Below are 14,819 nucleotides of genomic sequence, written 5' to 3' on the forward strand. Positions count from 1 at the left end.
CCCCCGGCTGGCATTGGCTGCTACGCTAGCCCTCTGCCCCGGCACCTTCAAGCGGGGGGCGGATTGGTCGCCTTGTTATAGGGTTTCCAGTCGGTGGTCTGGGGGTAATTTGCCTTGCGCCACGCGCGCACGCGGGGGTTCATTACGCGCCGCCAGAGGGGCGGGACCATCGCGGCCATCGTCATGACGGGATAGCCATAGGGCAGCTGCGGGGCCTCATCCTCGGCATAGTTTTGCAGCAAGGGAAACCGGCGGTCGGGTTTGTAGTGGTGGTCCGAATGGCGCTGGAGGTTGATCAGCAGCCAGTTCGTCGCCTTGTGCGCAGCGTTCCAGCTGTGGCGCGGCTTGATATGCTCATACGCGCCATTTCCCAGATGTTCGCGCGTCAGGCCGTAATGTTCGACGTAATTGACCAGAGCCAGCTGCCAGACCGCGACCAGCGCCTGCCACAGAAACAACGCGAGGCCCACCCAGCCGCCCAAGGCCAGCGCCAGCGCCAGCATCGCGCCTTGTAGCGCCCAGTAGCGGAAAAACGGATTGCCGGGATGCGTCCACTTGCGCCCGCGGCGCGCCTGCATCGCCGCCTCGGCGCGAAACGCCGATGTGACTTCGCCCGGTAGGACGCGGGCAAAGAAGCGGTGAAACCCCTCGTTATAGCGCGCCGTGACCGTATCGCGCGGGGTGCCGACATGGCGGTGATGCACCAGCAGATGTTCGGATCGGAAATGTGAATAGAGCACCATGGCCAGCAGGATATCGGCCATCCAGCGCTCGACGCGCGGTTTTTGATGCATCAGTTCGTGCGCGTAGTTGATGCCGATGGTGCCGGTGATGACGCCGACGCCGAAGAACAGGACGATTTTTTCCAGCGCGCCCAGATGCGCCGCCTGCGGCACATACCAGATCATCCACAGCAGCAGCGCGCATTGTACCGGCGCCCAGATCAGCGTGATGGCGCGATACCATGTGACGTCATCCTCGGGGTCCAGATTGTTCAGGTTGAGGCCCAGGAACGCATCCAGCAGCGAAAAGAAGTACCAGGTAAAGACCGGCAGCAGGATCACCGTCCAGCCGCCGTGAAGCGCGCCGATCACCGCGATGGGAACCAGCAGCAGGGACATCCAGAATGGGATGGCGTGCCTGATATGGGGGGCGGTGGACATGGAGCGGCTCCGTAACATTGCGCGCAGTTTAGCCGGGATCTCGCAGGATTCCACGCGCCAGATCAAAGACCTTGCGCATCACGGTCGGCAGTTGCGTCGGCTGGAACCGGGCAATCGGGACGAAGTCGCCCGTATGTGGATCTGCATCCATGCCAACCTGCGCCACTTCGACGCGCAGGCGCAGATGGAAATGGGTAAATGTGTGGCGCGCCTCCTCGTTCATTGTCTGCCAATCGGTGTCTACGGGCGGGGCGGGCAGGGCCGCGTCCTCGGTCCAGTCGCTGCCGGGCCAGCCCAGCATGCCGCCCAGCAGGCCACGATCCTCGCGCCGCTCCAGCAATATTGCGCCGTCGCTGCGCTGGGCGACATAGGCGATGCCATGGCGGATCGGTTTGGCCTTTTTGGGGGTCTTTTTCGGCAGATCCGGCGCGGTGCCCGCGATGCGCGCGGCGCAAGGATCGCGCCACGGGCAGATGCCACAGGCCGGGCTGCGCGGGGTGCAGATGGTCGCGCCCAGATCCATCACCGCCTGCGCATAGTCGCCGGGGCGCTGCATTGGCGTCAGGGCGGCGGCGGCGGCGGTCAGGTCGGGCTTGGCGGCAGGCAGGGGCGTGTGGATGTCGTGCAGACGGGCCATCACACGCTCGACATTGCCATCGACCACCGTTTCGGGCGCGTCAAACGCGATGGCTGAAATGGCAGCAGCAGTATATGGCCCGATGCCCGGTAGTTTCAGCAGCGCCGCGTGATCGGAGGGAAAGCACCCGCCATGATCCGCCACCACCACCCGCGCGCATTTCAGCAGGTTTCGCGCGCGAGCGTAGTAGCCAAGACCCGCCCATTCGCCCATGACATCGCCATCCTCGGCCCCGGCCAGATCGGTGACGGTGGGCCAGCGCAGGGTGAACCGCTGAAAATAGGCGGTGACGGCGGCGACGGTGGTCTGTTGCAGCATGACTTCGGACAGCCAGATTCGGTAGGGGTCGGGCAATTCGCCCGCGCCGCGCCGCGCCGGGCCGACGCGCCATGGCATGTCGCGGGCATGGCGATCATACCATTCCAGCAAATCGGCCGCTCTCGCCATCTCACGCATTCTTTATGTTCCATTCGTGCTATCTGCTGGCCTCGCCCGCCCCATGCCCTAAAATGGCGCCGGACGACAGGAGATCAACCGATGCCGCCCCGCCGCCCCACAACCAAGGGTTTCGCCCGCTCCAGTACCCTGCTGCAAGAGCGGATTCGCAAGGCATCCGAAAGCCGGGGCTTTGCCGAATCGCGCCTGCTGACCCAATGGGCCGAAATTGTCGGCACTGATGTCGCCGCCATCGCCCGCCCGGTCAAGGTCGGGTACGGGCGTGGTGGCATGGGCGCGACGCTGACGTTGCTGACCACCGGCGCGCAGGCGCCGATGCTGGAGATGCAGAAGGAAACGCTGCGCGCCCGCGTCAACAGCGTCTATGGCTACAACGCCATTTCGCGCATCACCATCACCCAGACCGCGCCGACGGGCTTTGCCGATGGGCAGGCCAGCTTCCAGCATCGCGCGCCTGCGAAGGCCCCGCGCGGGCCGGACCCCGCAAAAGCCGAGGAGGCGCGCCATATCGCCGCGCCGGTGGCCGACACCGGGCTGCGTGCCGCGCTTGAAGCCCTTGCGCAAAATGTTCTATCCAGACCCAAACGCTGACCCGAAAGGAATATCCCCATGAATCGCAGACTGTTGCTTGGCGCTGCTGCGCTGGCCCTCCTTGGCGGTGTAGGCTGGTCCCAACTGGGCGGTAATCAGACCGCCGGGGCCGCAAATGCCGACGCGTCCGACTATGCCGATATCGACACGTCTTCCATCGTCGAAATGACGATGGGTCCCGAGGATGCGGCGGTGACGGTCACCGAATACGCCTCGCTGACCTGTCCGCATTGCGCCGAGTTCCACAAGACGACGTTTCAGGAGCTCAAGCGCGACTATATCGACACCGGCAAGGTGCGCTACATCTACCGTGACGTGTTCTTTGACGGGGCTGGTCTGCGCGGATCGCTTCTGGCGCGCTGCGCCGGGCCGACGCGGTTCTTCGGCATCAACGATCTGCTCTATACCCGCCAAAAGGAATGGCTGGACGCCAAGACGATGGGCGATGTGATGGATAATCTGGTCCGCATCGGCAAGGTCGCGGGCCTTGGCGAAGATCAGATCGTCGCCTGCATCGAGGATCAGAACAAGGCCGAGACGCTGGAGGCATGGTTCCGTCAGCACGCGGCCGCGGACGAGATCACGTCGACGCCGACCGTCGTCATCGACGGTCAGTCCTATGGCAATCCATCCTATGCCGAGTTGAAGGCGCTCTTGGACGAAAAGTTGGCGCAATGACGACCGCGCCCCTTGCCGGCCTGAAAATCGTCGAATTGGCGCGCATCCTGGCCGGCCCATGGGCCGGTCAGACGCTGGCCGATCTGGGCGCCGAAGTCATCAAGGTCGAAAGCCCCGAGGGTGACGACACCCGCCGCTGGGGCCCTCCCTTCGTCGAGCGTGAGGGCGACCGCACGGCGGCCTATTTCCACGGCTGCAACCGGGGCAAGATCAGCGTCACCGCTGATTTCCGCACGCCCGAAGGGCAGGCCAAGGTGCGCGACCTGATCGCGGATGCCGATATCGTCATCGAGAATTTCAAGGTCGGCGGTCTGGTCAAATACGGGCTGGATTACGCGTCGCTGGCGCAGGAGCATCCGGGGCTGATCTATTGCTCGATCACCGGGTTCGGGCAGGACGGCCCCTATGCGCACCGCGCGGGGTATGATTACATCATTCAGGGCATGTCGGGCCTGATGTCGATCACCGGCGCCCCCGAGGGGCAGCCGCAGCGTGTGGGCGTGGCCGTGACGGACATCTTCACCGGCGTCTATGCAACCACTGCCATCCTCGCGGCGCTGCACCAGCGCAGCGTGACCGGCAAGGGCCAGCAAATCGACATGGCGCTGCTGGACGTGGCGGTGGCCGTGACGGCGAACCAGTCGATGAACTACCTGACCACCGGCGAGGCGCCGGGCCGGATAGGCAACTTCCACCCCAACCTGGCACCCTATCAGGTGTTCGATTGCTCGGACGGCTACATCATCATCGCTGTCGGCAATGACGCGCAATATCAGCGGCTGTGCGGCCTGCTGGGCGTGCCGGAATTGGCAGTTTCGCCAGATTATGCAACCAATTCCGACCGCGTGGCGCGCCGCGACCAACTGAGCGCGCTGCTGACCGAGCGGACGCGGACATTCACCAAGGACGGGCTGCTGACCGCCTGCGAGGGCGCGGGCGTGCCCGCCGGTCCGATCAACAATATGGACGAGGTCTACGCCGATCCGCAGATCATCGCGCGCGGTATGCGGATCAATCCCGATGGCGTGCCCGGCGTGCGCACGCCGATCCGGTTTTCGGATGCGGAATTGTCGCTGGATACCGCGTCTCCGAAGCTGGGCGACGGCGGCTGAGCCAAGGCCGCCCGCCGCGCGCCTTGCTACAGGCCGAGCGTCTCCAGTCGCGTGTCCAGTTCCGACCAATCTGCCACTTCCAGCCTGACCGGCAGCGTCAGCACCTTGGGCCGGAACGACGGGGGCAGGCGCACGGCGTCCTTTTCGGTCGTCACCAGTTGCGCGCCCAGGCGTCCCGCCTCGGCCTCGAGCCGCGTCAGCAGCGCGGTGGTAAAGGGCTGATGATCGTCCAGCGCCTCGAACCCGGCCAGCACGGCGCCCATGCTGCGCAAGGTTGCAAAGAACTTCTCCGGGTGGCCGATTCCGGCAAAGGCCAGACAGCGCGTGCCAGTCCAGTCCATGCCGGTCTGCAACGGCGCCAGCGCGCCGCGCAGATGGGGCAGGCGCACCGCAGCCCCCCATGCCGCATCAAACGCGGACTGCGCCGATGCGCCGCCGATCGACAGCAGCAGATCGGCCCGCGCCAGCCCTACGTCCACTGGCTCGCGCAGCGGCCCTGCCGGCAGGCAGCGGCCATTGCCAAAGCCGATGACGGCATCGACCACCAACAGCGAGATATCCTTGTGCAGGGCCGGGTTCTGGAACCCGTCATCCAGCACGATCACCTCGGCGCCGGCCTGCACTGCCGCCTGCGCCCCGGCGGCGCGGTCCTTGGCCACCCATGCAGGGGCGAAGGCGGCAATCAGCAGCGGCTCGTCACCCACATCAGCGGCCTCATGCGTGCGTGGGTCCACCCGAACCGGGCCGTCCAGCCGCCCGCCATGGCCGCGGCTGACCACATGCACGGCGCGCCCGCGCGCGGCCAGATGCTGCACCAGCGCGATCACCGTCGGCGTCTTGCCTGTGCCGCCGGCGTTCAGGTTCCCGACGCAGATCACCGCCGCAGCAGCGCGGGCAGGCACGCCCTTTGCCAGGCGCCGCGCCGTGGCGCGCGCATAGAGCGCGCCCAGCGGTGCCAGCAGCCGCGCGCGCAGACCGGGCGCCGAGGCGGGGCGGTGCCAGAAGTCCGGCGCGCGCATCAGCGCAGCTCCAGATCGTCGAGCATGTCGTGCAGGATTTCCAGAATATGGTCCGTTACCTGCGCGCCGGCCGTCGCCACCTCCCACGCGGCATGGGCCATGGTGGCGCTGCGATCGGCGGCGATCAGATGCGCCAGCGCCCCGGCCAACGTCTCGGCGTCGCGCACGATGCGCGCCCCGCCGGCGCCGGCATAGCGTTTGTAGCTGGGCAGATAGCGGCCCACATTGGGGCCGTAAATGATGGCCGAGCCGTGGGCCGCCGGCCCGTTCGGGTCGCTGCCGCTCATGCCGGGCATCAGCGATCTGCCCATCAGCGATATCGTGGACAGCCGATACCACAGCCCCATCTCGCCGGGCGTGTCGGCCAGCAGAACCTGCGTCGCTTCCTCGGGCATGCCGCCTTGGGACCAGATGGCGTGGCGCCATTTGCCGTGTCTCAGGGTATCGCGGAAGGCGTCCGTTTCGGACATATCGTTGGGTACCACGATCAGGAACAGCCGGTGCGCCAGACGGCTGGCCTGCCGGTGGGCGCTCAGCACGATGTCCAGCTCGCTATGGGTGATCATCGCGGCCAGCCATATCGGGCGCCCGCGCAGAGCGCCTGCCATCTCGTCGCGCAGCGGTTCGTCATAGGGCAGGGCGATGGCACCCTCCTGAAAGAGGCCGGTGACGCTCAGCCGGTCCTCGGCCACGCTGTGGCGGCGCAGGATGCGCGCGGTCGCCTCGGACCGGGCCATGATCTTCTGGAACCGGCCCAGCAGCGCGCCGGTGGTGTCAGGCAGCCAGCGCCAGTTGGACGGCTCCAGCAGGGCCGCATCGGCATCGACCAGGATCAGTGGCACCCCGGCGCCGTCTGCGGCCTTCAGCAGGACAGGGCGCAGATCGCCCCCGGTCCACAGGCAGACATCGGGGTGCCAATGCGCCAGAAACGCTGCGGCGGTCGCGGCGGTGTCGCCCTCCAGCGGCTGGTGGATCGTCAGCGCGCGGGCGTGGCCGGGCAGTTGCACGCCATCCCCGGTGGTCAGCAGCAGATGCAGCCCGCCGCCGGCCATGTCGGGCGTATTGCCGCGCTGCGCCGACAGGCGTTCGACCAGTTGCACCAGCGCATTGGCATGTTCAAGACTGGTGGCATGGCCCCAGACCACCGCGCCGCCCGGCCGCTCGCAGGTGGGCACGAAACCCGCGCCCGCGCTTGCGCCGCCGCGCCGAACCCAGGCCAGATAGGCGGCCAGGCTGAGCGGGGCCGCCATTGTTCAGCCCAGCTCTTCGGTGGGCGAGGCGGGGGTTTCCTCATCCCGCAGGCGGTGCAGATGGGCGATGAAATAGCGCATATGCGCATTGTCGACGGTGCGCTGCGCTTCGGCCTTCCAGGCGTGATGGGCGGCCTCGTAATTGGGAAAGATGCCGACGATGTGCAGGTCGTCCACGTTCTTGAACACGTTTTTCGACGGATCGGTCAGCTCGCCGCCGAAGACAAGGTGAAGGCGTTGGGTCATGGAGGGCTCCTTGCGGGTATGGTCGCGCTGAAACTATGGGCTGGGGCAGGTGGGGGCAAGGGTCCAGCGGTTCATCGCCGCGCTGCGCCGCGCGCCCTACTGTTTGTCATAGCCCTGCTTTTGCGCCTGATACAGTTGCGCATACAGCCGGTTCTGGCGCAGCAGATCCTCGTGCCGCCCGTCCTCGACCAGTTGGCCGGCCTCCAGAACAAAAATGCGGCTCGCGTCCGCGATGGACGACAGGCGGTGTGCGACAACGATGGTCGTCTTGCCGCGTGTCAGCCGGTCCAGCGCGCTTTTGATCCGCGCCTCGGTCGCCTGATCCAGCGCCGATGTCGCCTCGTCCAGCAGAAGAATCGGCGCGTCGGTCAGGAAGGCGCGCGCGATGGCGATGCGCTGTTTCTGCCCGCCCGACAGTTGCGCGCCCTTGGGGCCGACGGGCGCGCTGCCGCGCGCGCGGATCAGATCTGCAATCTCGGCGTTCTCGGCGGCCTGCCAGACCTCTTCATCGGTCGCGTCGGGGTTGACGTAGCGGATATTTTCCCAGATCGAATTGTTGAAAATCACGATATCCTGCGCGACCACCGAATAGGCCCCGCGCAGCGCGCCGACCTTCAGCTGGTCAATCGGCTGGCCGCCGATGGTGATGCGCCCGCCCTTGGTGTCATAAAGCCGTGTCAGCAGCGACAGGATCGTCGTTTTGCCCGACCCGGTCGAGCCGACGATGGCCGATACTTCGCCGCCCTTGAACGTCATGTCCAGCCCGTGAAACAGCGGATGATCGGGGCTGTAGGAGAAATGCACATCCTCCAGCACGATATCGCCGCCGGTGTCGAATTCGGCCACTGCGCCGTCCTTGTCGGTGATGCTGGGCACCTCGTCATAGATGCGGCGAATACGCTCCAGCAGGACCAGATTCGACGGCAGGCTGCCAAAGAACAGCGCCAGCAGGCGGGCCGGATCGAACACCATGACCATGCCCAGAAGGAAGGTGATGATGCCCGCGCCGTCCATGTCAAAGCTGGGCGACAGCACCATGTAACCGCCCCCGCCGATCACCAGAACATAGACAAAAGCCGAGCTGAGGTCGATCGACGGCATCACCAGCGCCTGCGTGATCTGCACGTGGTTCATCAGGTCGCGGATCGCGCCGGTGCCCTTCATCAGGCGGTTGGTCTCGACGCCTTCCTGACTGGCAATCTTGACGGTGCGCATGCCATTCACGGTCTCTTCGATGCCGTTCATGTAATCGCCCATCGCCGTTTCGGCCTCGCCCTGTGCGATCTTTACCCGGTCCGAGACGTAATTCATGATCCAGATGATGAACGGCAGCACTATGACGGCGGTGGTGAACAGGATCGGGTTTTTCCAGATCAGGTAGCCCGAAACGATGATGACAGTGACAGCGTCGCGCACGGCGTTCGCCACAGCCTGCCCGACGAATACGCCCAGAGCCTGCGTCTGCGTGACCAGCCGCTGAATGATCTCGCCCGATTTTGTCCGCTCGAAATAGGCCAGATCCAGCGACATCATATGTGCGATCAGGTCGCGTCGCATCTGGAATATCGCGTCGTTGCTGATCCAGATCGTCACGCGCGGCACCAGATAGGACATCAGGCCACGCACGGCGAACAGGATGAAAACGACGATACATACCATCACCAGATCAGCCACGCTGCCGCTGTCGAAAATGACGCGCAGGCCGCTTTCGGTCATCGACAGGAACTGCTGATAGACGACACCCTGCACCAGGATCATGCCCAGTACAACAAACAGCCAAGGCGCCTTTTTCTGTAGGTAACGCGACCAGAGCCAGCGCAGGTTTTCGCGGTCACGCTCGGTATAGAGCGCCGTGCGTTTCGTCTTTGGGGGCTTTGTCATAGGGGGCCACGCCTCGGGATCATGTATCAGGCCCGGTCTTAGCGGGTTCCGGCGGCGGCGTCACGCGTCGTCGTCGCCGGTCATTTCGTTACTCCCAGCAACTGACCAGCACGGTCATGCCGATGGCGCGCTCTGACATTTGCGCGGGGGTCAGCGCCCCGCCAGACCGGTTTGCAGTTGCGGGCGTTGCGCCGGCATCGGCCAGCACGCGCGCCAGCGCGCCGGCGCCAGCGGCAAACGCGACATCGTCGGGCAGGGTGCGCGCGCCGCCAGCGCGCGGCAGCAACATGCCCAGCACCGCCCCGCCCGCGTCCATCACCGGCCCGCCGGCATCGCCTTCCAGCGCGGCCAGGGTCAGGCGATTGATGCCCTGCTCGCCGTTGAGGCCGCGAATGTCGGACACCGTGCCGAAGGTCAGCGAGGGCGCGCCCAGAACGCCGCCATAGGAATATCCCGCCAGCGTCACTTCGGACTGGATGCGCGGCGCGCCCTGGCTCAGCGCGGCGACACCGATAGGGGCCACGGTGCCGCGCGGGCGCAGAACCGACACGCCCAACGCCTTGTCGGTCGCGGCAATGTCGACCTCCTGACCGTCCTCGATGGTGACGTGGCCGCAGCCATTGGCCAATTCGGCAGTGGTGACAACCGTGCCACGCCCGTCGACGTAAAAGCCCGAGCGCGAGAATTTCGGCTTGCGGATCTCCAGCCCCGAAATCAAATCGATGCTCTGCGCGTCGTTATGTCCGGCGCTGGGGTCCAGCACCCCGGCCGTGCGGGTGAAACTGTCCTGCATGACGCGCAGAAGGCGCGTGCGCCGCTGTTCGTCGCCTGCAGGCCATATCAGGGTAAAGCCCTTGATCCGCCCATTCTCAAGCCGCGCCTCGGTATGCGACACGATGCTGGCGTTTTCGCCAGTCAGGGTAAAGCTGTCGCGCCCCCGTTCGCGCGGCCCGTCCCGCGGGACGATTTCCAGCGTCTGCATGATGTCATATAGACCATAGAGCGTGTCCTTTGTGCCCTCTTGGCTGATCATCAGAACGCGCGCGGGGCTGTCGCCGGTGGCGTCGAAATGCGCAAAGGGCGGCTCGTATTTGGTGAATTTCACCACCCCCAGCGGGATCTGCATTTCGATCCCGGCCTTGGGATCGGCGACGCGCGTCAACTCCAGACCGTCGAGTACGGCGTTATATTGGCCCAGCAATTCGGCCCGCTGAAGCGTTGTCAGAATACCGGTGCCCTCATGGCCGTTGGCGGACTGCCATCTGGCCATCGACCGGCGCGTGCCTGCGCCGAACTGCGCATCGATGCGCCCCGCGTAATGCCCGGCCCATTCCAGCGCGCGCTGAAGATTGGCCCGCTGTTCGCGGCTGAGCGTCGCCTCGCTGGCGCGCGCCTGACGCGGGGTTTCGTCGACGAATTCGGGCGCGGGCTGATTGGTTTCGGGCTGCGCACCTGATTGAGGCGTGTCGATCCGGTCCAGTGCGGTGGCTAGATCGGTGTCGCGTGCCGGATTTTCCGTCGCGGCCCCTGCGCCCTGCGTCAGATAATCGGCGCCGACCGGCCAGATCTGGCGCGCGTAATCCGTGCTTTGGGTGATGTAACTGTCGCGGGGGATGCTGCCGTCGCTGCGCAGCACGCGCAGGACTTCGGCTGCCGTATCGGGGTCATAAGGCCCCAGCGCCACGACGTACCATCCCGATCCGTCCAGATCGAACCCGTTCACGTTGATCAGCGACGCGGCGCGGCGGCGCAATGCGGCGTTGATCGCGGCCAGACTCGGCTGTGCCTCGATCTGGACCCAGACCAGATCCCGGCTGCTGCCTGTTTGCTGCGCCTGCGCCATGCCGAGTCCTGCGACAATCACGAAAACCGTCGCCAGAAATGTCCGTATCATTCTCTTCGTCACCCTTGAAACTCAGCGCAATTTCCGTTGCATTTAACGTGTTCTAACAAAAAGGCCATGGTATGCACCCGAAATATGCCTATTCAGAACGCTGACAGGGCCGGATGGGCGTGACGATCCGACTGAGATGCGTCAAATTATGCCCGCCCGCCTGATTGACCCTTTCTGCGCCCCGCCGTAGGTAGGGGGCGCGATTTCAGGGGCGCAGGCCCGATGACATCCTCAAGGGGCCCCGCATGACCGAAACCACCGCCAAACCGCGCAGCTTTCAGGACATTATCCTGCGATTGCAAAGCTATTGGGCCGCGCAGGGCTGCGCCATCATGCAGCCCTATGATATGGAGGTCGGCGCCGGCACGTTCCACCCCGCGACCACGCTGCGCAGCCTCGGACCGCGCCCATGGGCCGCCGCCTATGTGCAGCCCTCGCGCCGCCCCACCGACGGTCGCTATGGCGAGAACCCGAACCGTTTGCAGCATTATTACCAGTATCAGGTGCTGATCAAACCCAGCCCGCCGGAATTGCAGGCGCTCTATCTGGGCTCGCTTGGGGCCATCGGCATCGACATGACCCTCCACGATATCCGCTTTGTCGAGGATGACTGGGAATCGCCCACCCTCGGCGCATGGGGTCTGGGCTGGGAGGTCTGGTGCGACGGCATGGAAGTCAGCCAATTCACCTATTTTCAGCAGGTCGGCGGGCATGATTGCGCGCCCGTCTCGGGTGAGTTGACCTACGGGCTGGAGCGTCTGGCGATGTATGTGCTGGGCGTCGATCACGTCATGGACATGCCCTATAACGACCCGTCCGCGCCCATCCCGCTGACCTATGGCGACGTGTTCCGCCAGACCGAAGAAGAATTCAGCCGCTGGAATTTCGACATCGCCAATACCGAGGTGCTGCTGCGCCACTTCGAGGAGGCCGAGGCCGAGTGCCGCGCCAGTCTGGACGCGCCCGACACCGACCAAAAGACCGGCAAGCGCATCGTCATGGCGCACCCGGCCTATGATCAATGCATCAAGGCCAGCCACATCTTTAACCTGCTGGATGCGCGCGGCGTCATCTCGGTCACTGAACGCCAGGCCTATATCGGCCGCGTGCGCGCGCTGGCGAAACAATGCGCCGATGCATTCGTGCAGACCTCCGCAGGGGGCTGGACGGCGTAGATGGGAAAGGTCCTCACCGTGTTATTGCTTGTCTGCGGCATCGGCGGCGGCGCCCTGATGTATTACCAGCAGGTCTATGCCTATTATTACGAGGTGGCGCCCAACGGCGACACCGATGTGCAGATCACGTCGCTGATCACGGACACGCCCGAACCGGCGCTGTATGATGGCTTTCGCGCCATCGACGCCGACAGCTCGCCCATCCGCTATCGCGCCTGTTTCACCACGTCGATGAGCCTGCCGATGCTGACCGAAACCTATATTCTGGACGAGGACGCCGTGCCGCTGACCGCGCCCAAATGGTTCGACTGTTTCGATGCCAAGGAGATCGGCGCAGCGATCGAGGCAGGCAGCGCGCTGGCCTTTCTCGGCACTGAAAATGTCAAATACGGCATCGACCGCATGGTTGCCATTCACGACGACGGGCGCGGCTGGGCGTGGGACCAGATCAACCGCTGCGGCGAGATCGTGTTTGACGGCAAGCCCGCCCCCGACGATTGCCCGCCAGCCCCCGAAGGATACTAAGCCATGCCCGATCTGCTGATCGAACTCTTCTCCGAGGAAATCCCGGCCCGGATGCAGACCCGCGCGGCGGAGGATCTGAAATCGCGCATCACCGATGGGCTGGTCGAGGCCGGTCTGACCTACGCGGGCGCCGCCGCGTTTTCCACGCCCCGCCGTCTGACGCTGGCGATCGAGGGGCTGACCGCGTCCTCGCCCACGATAAAGGAAAAGCGCAAAGGCCCCCGCACAGATGCGCCGGAAAAGGCTATCGAAGGCTTCCTGCGCGGCGCCGGTGTCACCCGCGACGATCTGGAAATCCGGGACGAGAAGAAGGGGCAGGTCTACTACGCCACCATCACCAAACCGGGCCGCGATGCCGATGTGATCGTCGCCGAAGTGCTGGAAGGTGTCATTCGCGGGTTTCCGTGGCCGAAATCCATGCGCTGGGGCACTGGCAGCCTGCGCTGGGTGCGCCCGCTGCACTCGATCCTGTGCATCCTTAGCGATGAGGCGGGCGAGGCCAGCATCGTCGATCTGGACGTGGACGGCATCAGTACCGGGAACACGACCGAGGGGCACCGCTTCATGGCGCCGGGGCGGTTTGCTGTCACCGGTTTTGACGATTACGCGGCCAAACTGAAGAAGCGCCACGTCGTTCTGGACGCCGCCGAGCGGGCCGATGCGATCTGGCAGGACGCCACCAATCAGGCCTTCGCCGCCGGGCTGGAGGTCGCCGAGGGCCGCGCCCTGCTGGCCGAGGTCGCCGGGCTGGTCGAATGGCCGGTTGTCCTGATGGGCACGATTGATCAGACGTTTTTGGGCCTGCCGCCCGAGGTGCTGCAAACCAGCATGAAGGAGCATCAGAAGTTCTTTTCCGTGCGCAACCCCAAGACGGGCCGGATCGAGCGGTTCATCACAGTCGCCAACCGCGAGACGGCGGACAATGGCGCGACCATTCTGGCTGGCAATCAGAAGGTGCTGTTCGCGCGCCTGTCGGACGCGAAATTCTTCTGGGAGAATGACCTGCGCATCGCCGAGGCGGGCGGACAGGCGTGGCAGGACGCGCTGGCCAATGTCACCTTCCACAACAAGCTGGGCAGTCAGGCCAACCGGGTGAACCGCATCGCCGCCCTCGCGCGCGAGATCGCGCCGGTGGTGGGCGCCGATCCCGATCTGGCCGAGCAGGCCGCGCGCTGGGCCAAGTCCGACCTGCCCTCGGAAATGGTCTATGAATTCCCCGAATTGCAGGGGCTGATGGGGCGGTATTACGCAGAGGCCGCTGGCCTGCCTGCCGAAGTCGCAGCGGCCGCGCAAGAGCATTACGCGCCGCTGGGGCCGTCCGATGATGTGCCGACCGCGCCGGTATCCGTGGCCGTGGCGCTGGCGGACAAGCTGGATATCCTGACCGGGTTCTGGGCGATCGACGAGAAGCCGACCGGGAGCAAGGACCCGTTCGCGTTGCGTAGGGCGGCGCTGGGGGTTATTCGGTTGGTTTTGGAGAATGATTTGCGGTTACCGCTTTCAGCCACCTTGGATAAACACAGTGATTATATTGATAAGCACACGAGTATTATCTGGAGCCGTTTTACCGATGATAGAGTTGATGGTCTCTCGATAATTGAACAGACTCGGGCAGAACTCCTCTCCTTCTTCCACGACCGCCTCAAAGTCTACCTCAAGGACCAAGGCATCCGCCATGACGTCATCGACGCCTGCATCGCCATGGAAGGCAATGACGACCTCGCCCTTCTGGTCAAACGCGCCACGGCACTCAGTGATTTCCTGAAAACCGAGGACGGGGGAAACCTGTTGCAAGGCTTCAAGCGGGCCAACAATATCCTCAGCCAAGCCGAGGAAAACGACGGCGTCGAATACTCCTTTGGCGCCGATGCCAAATTTGCCGAGACGGACGAGGAACGCGCGCTGTTCGCCGCGCTGACCCGCGCCGAGCCGCAGGTAGCCACCGCCCTCAAATCCGAGGATTTCGCCGCCGTCATGTCCGCGCTGGCGGGCCTGCGCGCGCCGATCGATGCGTTTTTCGAGGCGGTGCAGGTGAATTCCGACAATCAGATCGTGCGGCGCAACCGGCTGAACATGCTGGGCCAGATCCGCAAGATCGGGCTGGCCGCAGTGGATCTGACGCGCATCGAGGGCTAGGCAGCGCCCCTTTGGCCCGGAATCAAGCGCGTAGCGCGCCCAGCTTACGTTGCGCC

The 14,819-nt window shown here is 64.9% G+C and carries 13 protein-coding genes; 6 read left to right on the forward strand and 7 right to left on the reverse strand.

All coding sequences use genetic code 11. From position 1 onward, the window contains the following. Positions 1-47: 47 nt before the first annotated feature. Together FGD77_RS08195 and mutY are read right to left on the reverse strand one after the other, a co-directional pair. Positions 48-1,163: an alkane 1-monooxygenase gene (locus tag FGD77_RS08195; protein ID WP_255008381.1), complete on the reverse strand. Its 1,116-nt coding sequence runs from the start codon at positions 1,161-1,163 to the stop codon at positions 48-50. 28 nt (positions 1,164-1,191) lie between these two features. Beyond that, positions 1,192-2,256 (reverse strand): A/G-specific adenine glycosylase, encoded by a 1,065-nt coding sequence (gene mutY, locus FGD77_RS08200; protein WP_255008383.1) that lies wholly within the window; start codon positions 2,254-2,256, stop codon positions 1,192-1,194. Positions 2,257-2,337: 81 nt separating this feature from the next. Between mutY and FGD77_RS08205 the strand changes: the two genes are divergently transcribed. Genes FGD77_RS08205 through FGD77_RS08215 form a run of 3 tightly spaced genes read left to right on the forward strand, consistent with a single transcriptional unit; the run spans position 2,338 to position 4,637 of the window. Then, positions 2,338-2,847: a DUF721 domain-containing protein gene (locus FGD77_RS08205; RefSeq protein ID WP_255008385.1), complete on the forward strand. Its 510-nt coding sequence runs from the start codon at positions 2,338-2,340 to the stop codon at positions 2,845-2,847. 18 nt (positions 2,848-2,865) lie between these two features. After that, entirely contained in the window at positions 2,866-3,525 is a 660-nt protein-coding gene (locus FGD77_RS08210) for a DsbA family protein (protein ID WP_255008388.1), read from the forward strand. Then, complete coding sequence (locus tag FGD77_RS08215; RefSeq protein ID WP_255008389.1) at positions 3,522-4,637, forward strand: CaiB/BaiF CoA-transferase family protein; 1,116 nt, start codon at positions 3,522-3,524, stop codon at positions 4,635-4,637. Before FGD77_RS08210 ends, FGD77_RS08215 begins: the two co-directional genes overlap by 4 nt. Positions 4,638-4,663: 26 nt before the next feature. Here FGD77_RS08215 and lpxK read toward each other — a convergent pair whose 3' ends face one another. The 5 genes from lpxK to FGD77_RS08240 form a co-directional block, all read right to left on the reverse strand. Continuing rightward, complete coding sequence (lpxK, locus tag FGD77_RS08220) at positions 4,664-5,656, reverse strand: tetraacyldisaccharide 4'-kinase (protein ID WP_255008391.1); 993 nt, start codon at positions 5,654-5,656, stop codon at positions 4,664-4,666. Beyond that, on the reverse strand, positions 5,656-6,906 hold the full coding sequence (locus FGD77_RS08225) for a 3-deoxy-D-manno-octulosonic acid transferase (RefSeq protein ID WP_255008393.1): 1,251 nt from the start codon (positions 6,904-6,906) through the stop codon (positions 5,656-5,658). The genes lpxK and FGD77_RS08225 overlap by 1 nt, the downstream gene beginning before the upstream one ends. A 3-nt stretch (positions 6,907-6,909) precedes the next feature. Then, positions 6,910-7,152, reverse strand: a complete 243-nt coding sequence (locus FGD77_RS08230) for a DUF4170 domain-containing protein (protein WP_255008395.1) — start codon at positions 7,150-7,152, stop codon at positions 6,910-6,912. A gap of 96 nt (positions 7,153-7,248) precedes the next feature. Beyond that, entirely contained in the window at positions 7,249-9,033 is a 1,785-nt protein-coding gene (locus tag FGD77_RS08235) for an ABC transporter ATP-binding protein (RefSeq protein ID WP_255008396.1), read from the reverse strand. 88 nt (positions 9,034-9,121) lie between these two features. Next, entirely contained in the window at positions 9,122-10,927 is a 1,806-nt protein-coding gene (locus FGD77_RS08240) for a serine protease (RefSeq protein ID WP_255008398.1), read from the reverse strand. A gap of 245 nt (positions 10,928-11,172) precedes the next feature. On the opposite strand from FGD77_RS08240, the gene FGD77_RS08245 reads away from it, so the two are divergent. The 3 genes from FGD77_RS08245 to glyS are packed head-to-tail and all read left to right on the forward strand — an operon-like array spanning position 11,173 to position 14,763. After that, the gene (locus tag FGD77_RS08245) at positions 11,173-12,102 is read left to right on the forward strand and encodes a glycine--tRNA ligase subunit alpha (protein ID WP_255008400.1); all 930 of its coding nucleotides are present in this window, start codon (positions 11,173-11,175) and stop codon (positions 12,100-12,102) included. Beyond that, positions 12,103-12,627: a DUF6446 family protein gene (locus FGD77_RS08250; protein WP_255008402.1), complete on the forward strand. Its 525-nt coding sequence runs from the start codon at positions 12,103-12,105 to the stop codon at positions 12,625-12,627. Positions 12,628-12,630: 3 nt separating this feature from the next. Next, positions 12,631-14,763: a glycine--tRNA ligase subunit beta gene (gene glyS, locus FGD77_RS08255; RefSeq protein ID WP_255008404.1), complete on the forward strand. Its 2,133-nt coding sequence runs from the start codon at positions 12,631-12,633 to the stop codon at positions 14,761-14,763. Positions 14,764-14,819 lie beyond the last annotated feature (56 nt).

It is taken from the genome of Roseovarius sp. M141 (assembly GCF_024355225.1).
Classification (GTDB): domain Bacteria; phylum Pseudomonadota; class Alphaproteobacteria; order Rhodobacterales; family Rhodobacteraceae; genus Roseovarius.

Bases quoted from the DNA above. Each gene is read 5' to 3' on its own strand.
- FGD77_RS08195 (WP_255008381.1), bottom strand. From the start codon at position 1,163: ATGTCCACCGCCCCCCATATCAGGCACGCCATCCCATTCTGGATGTCC.
- mutY (WP_255008383.1), bottom strand. From the start codon at position 2,256: ATGCGTGAGATGGCGAGAGCGGCCGATTTGCTGGAATGGTATGATCGC.
- FGD77_RS08205 (WP_255008385.1), top strand. From the start codon at position 2,338: ATGCCGCCCCGCCGCCCCACAACCAAGGGTTTCGCCCGCTCCAGTACC.
- FGD77_RS08210 (WP_255008388.1), top strand. From the start codon at position 2,866: ATGAATCGCAGACTGTTGCTTGGCGCTGCTGCGCTGGCCCTCCTTGGC.
- FGD77_RS08215 (WP_255008389.1), top strand. From the start codon at position 3,522: ATGACGACCGCGCCCCTTGCCGGCCTGAAAATCGTCGAATTGGCGCGC.
- lpxK (WP_255008391.1), bottom strand. From the start codon at position 5,656: ATGCGCGCGCCGGACTTCTGGCACCGCCCCGCCTCGGCGCCCGGTCTG.
- FGD77_RS08225 (WP_255008393.1), bottom strand. From the start codon at position 6,906: ATGGCGGCCCCGCTCAGCCTGGCCGCCTATCTGGCCTGGGTTCGGCGC.
- FGD77_RS08230 (WP_255008395.1), bottom strand. From the start codon at position 7,152: ATGACCCAACGCCTTCACCTTGTCTTCGGCGGCGAGCTGACCGATCCG.
- FGD77_RS08235 (WP_255008396.1), bottom strand. From the start codon at position 9,033: ATGACAAAGCCCCCAAAGACGAAACGCACGGCGCTCTATACCGAGCGT.
- FGD77_RS08240 (WP_255008398.1), bottom strand. From the start codon at position 10,927: ATGATACGGACATTTCTGGCGACGGTTTTCGTGATTGTCGCAGGACTC.
- FGD77_RS08245 (WP_255008400.1), top strand. From the start codon at position 11,173: ATGACCGAAACCACCGCCAAACCGCGCAGCTTTCAGGACATTATCCTG.
- FGD77_RS08250 (WP_255008402.1), top strand. From the start codon at position 12,103: ATGGGAAAGGTCCTCACCGTGTTATTGCTTGTCTGCGGCATCGGCGGC.
- glyS (WP_255008404.1), top strand. From the start codon at position 12,631: ATGCCCGATCTGCTGATCGAACTCTTCTCCGAGGAAATCCCGGCCCGG.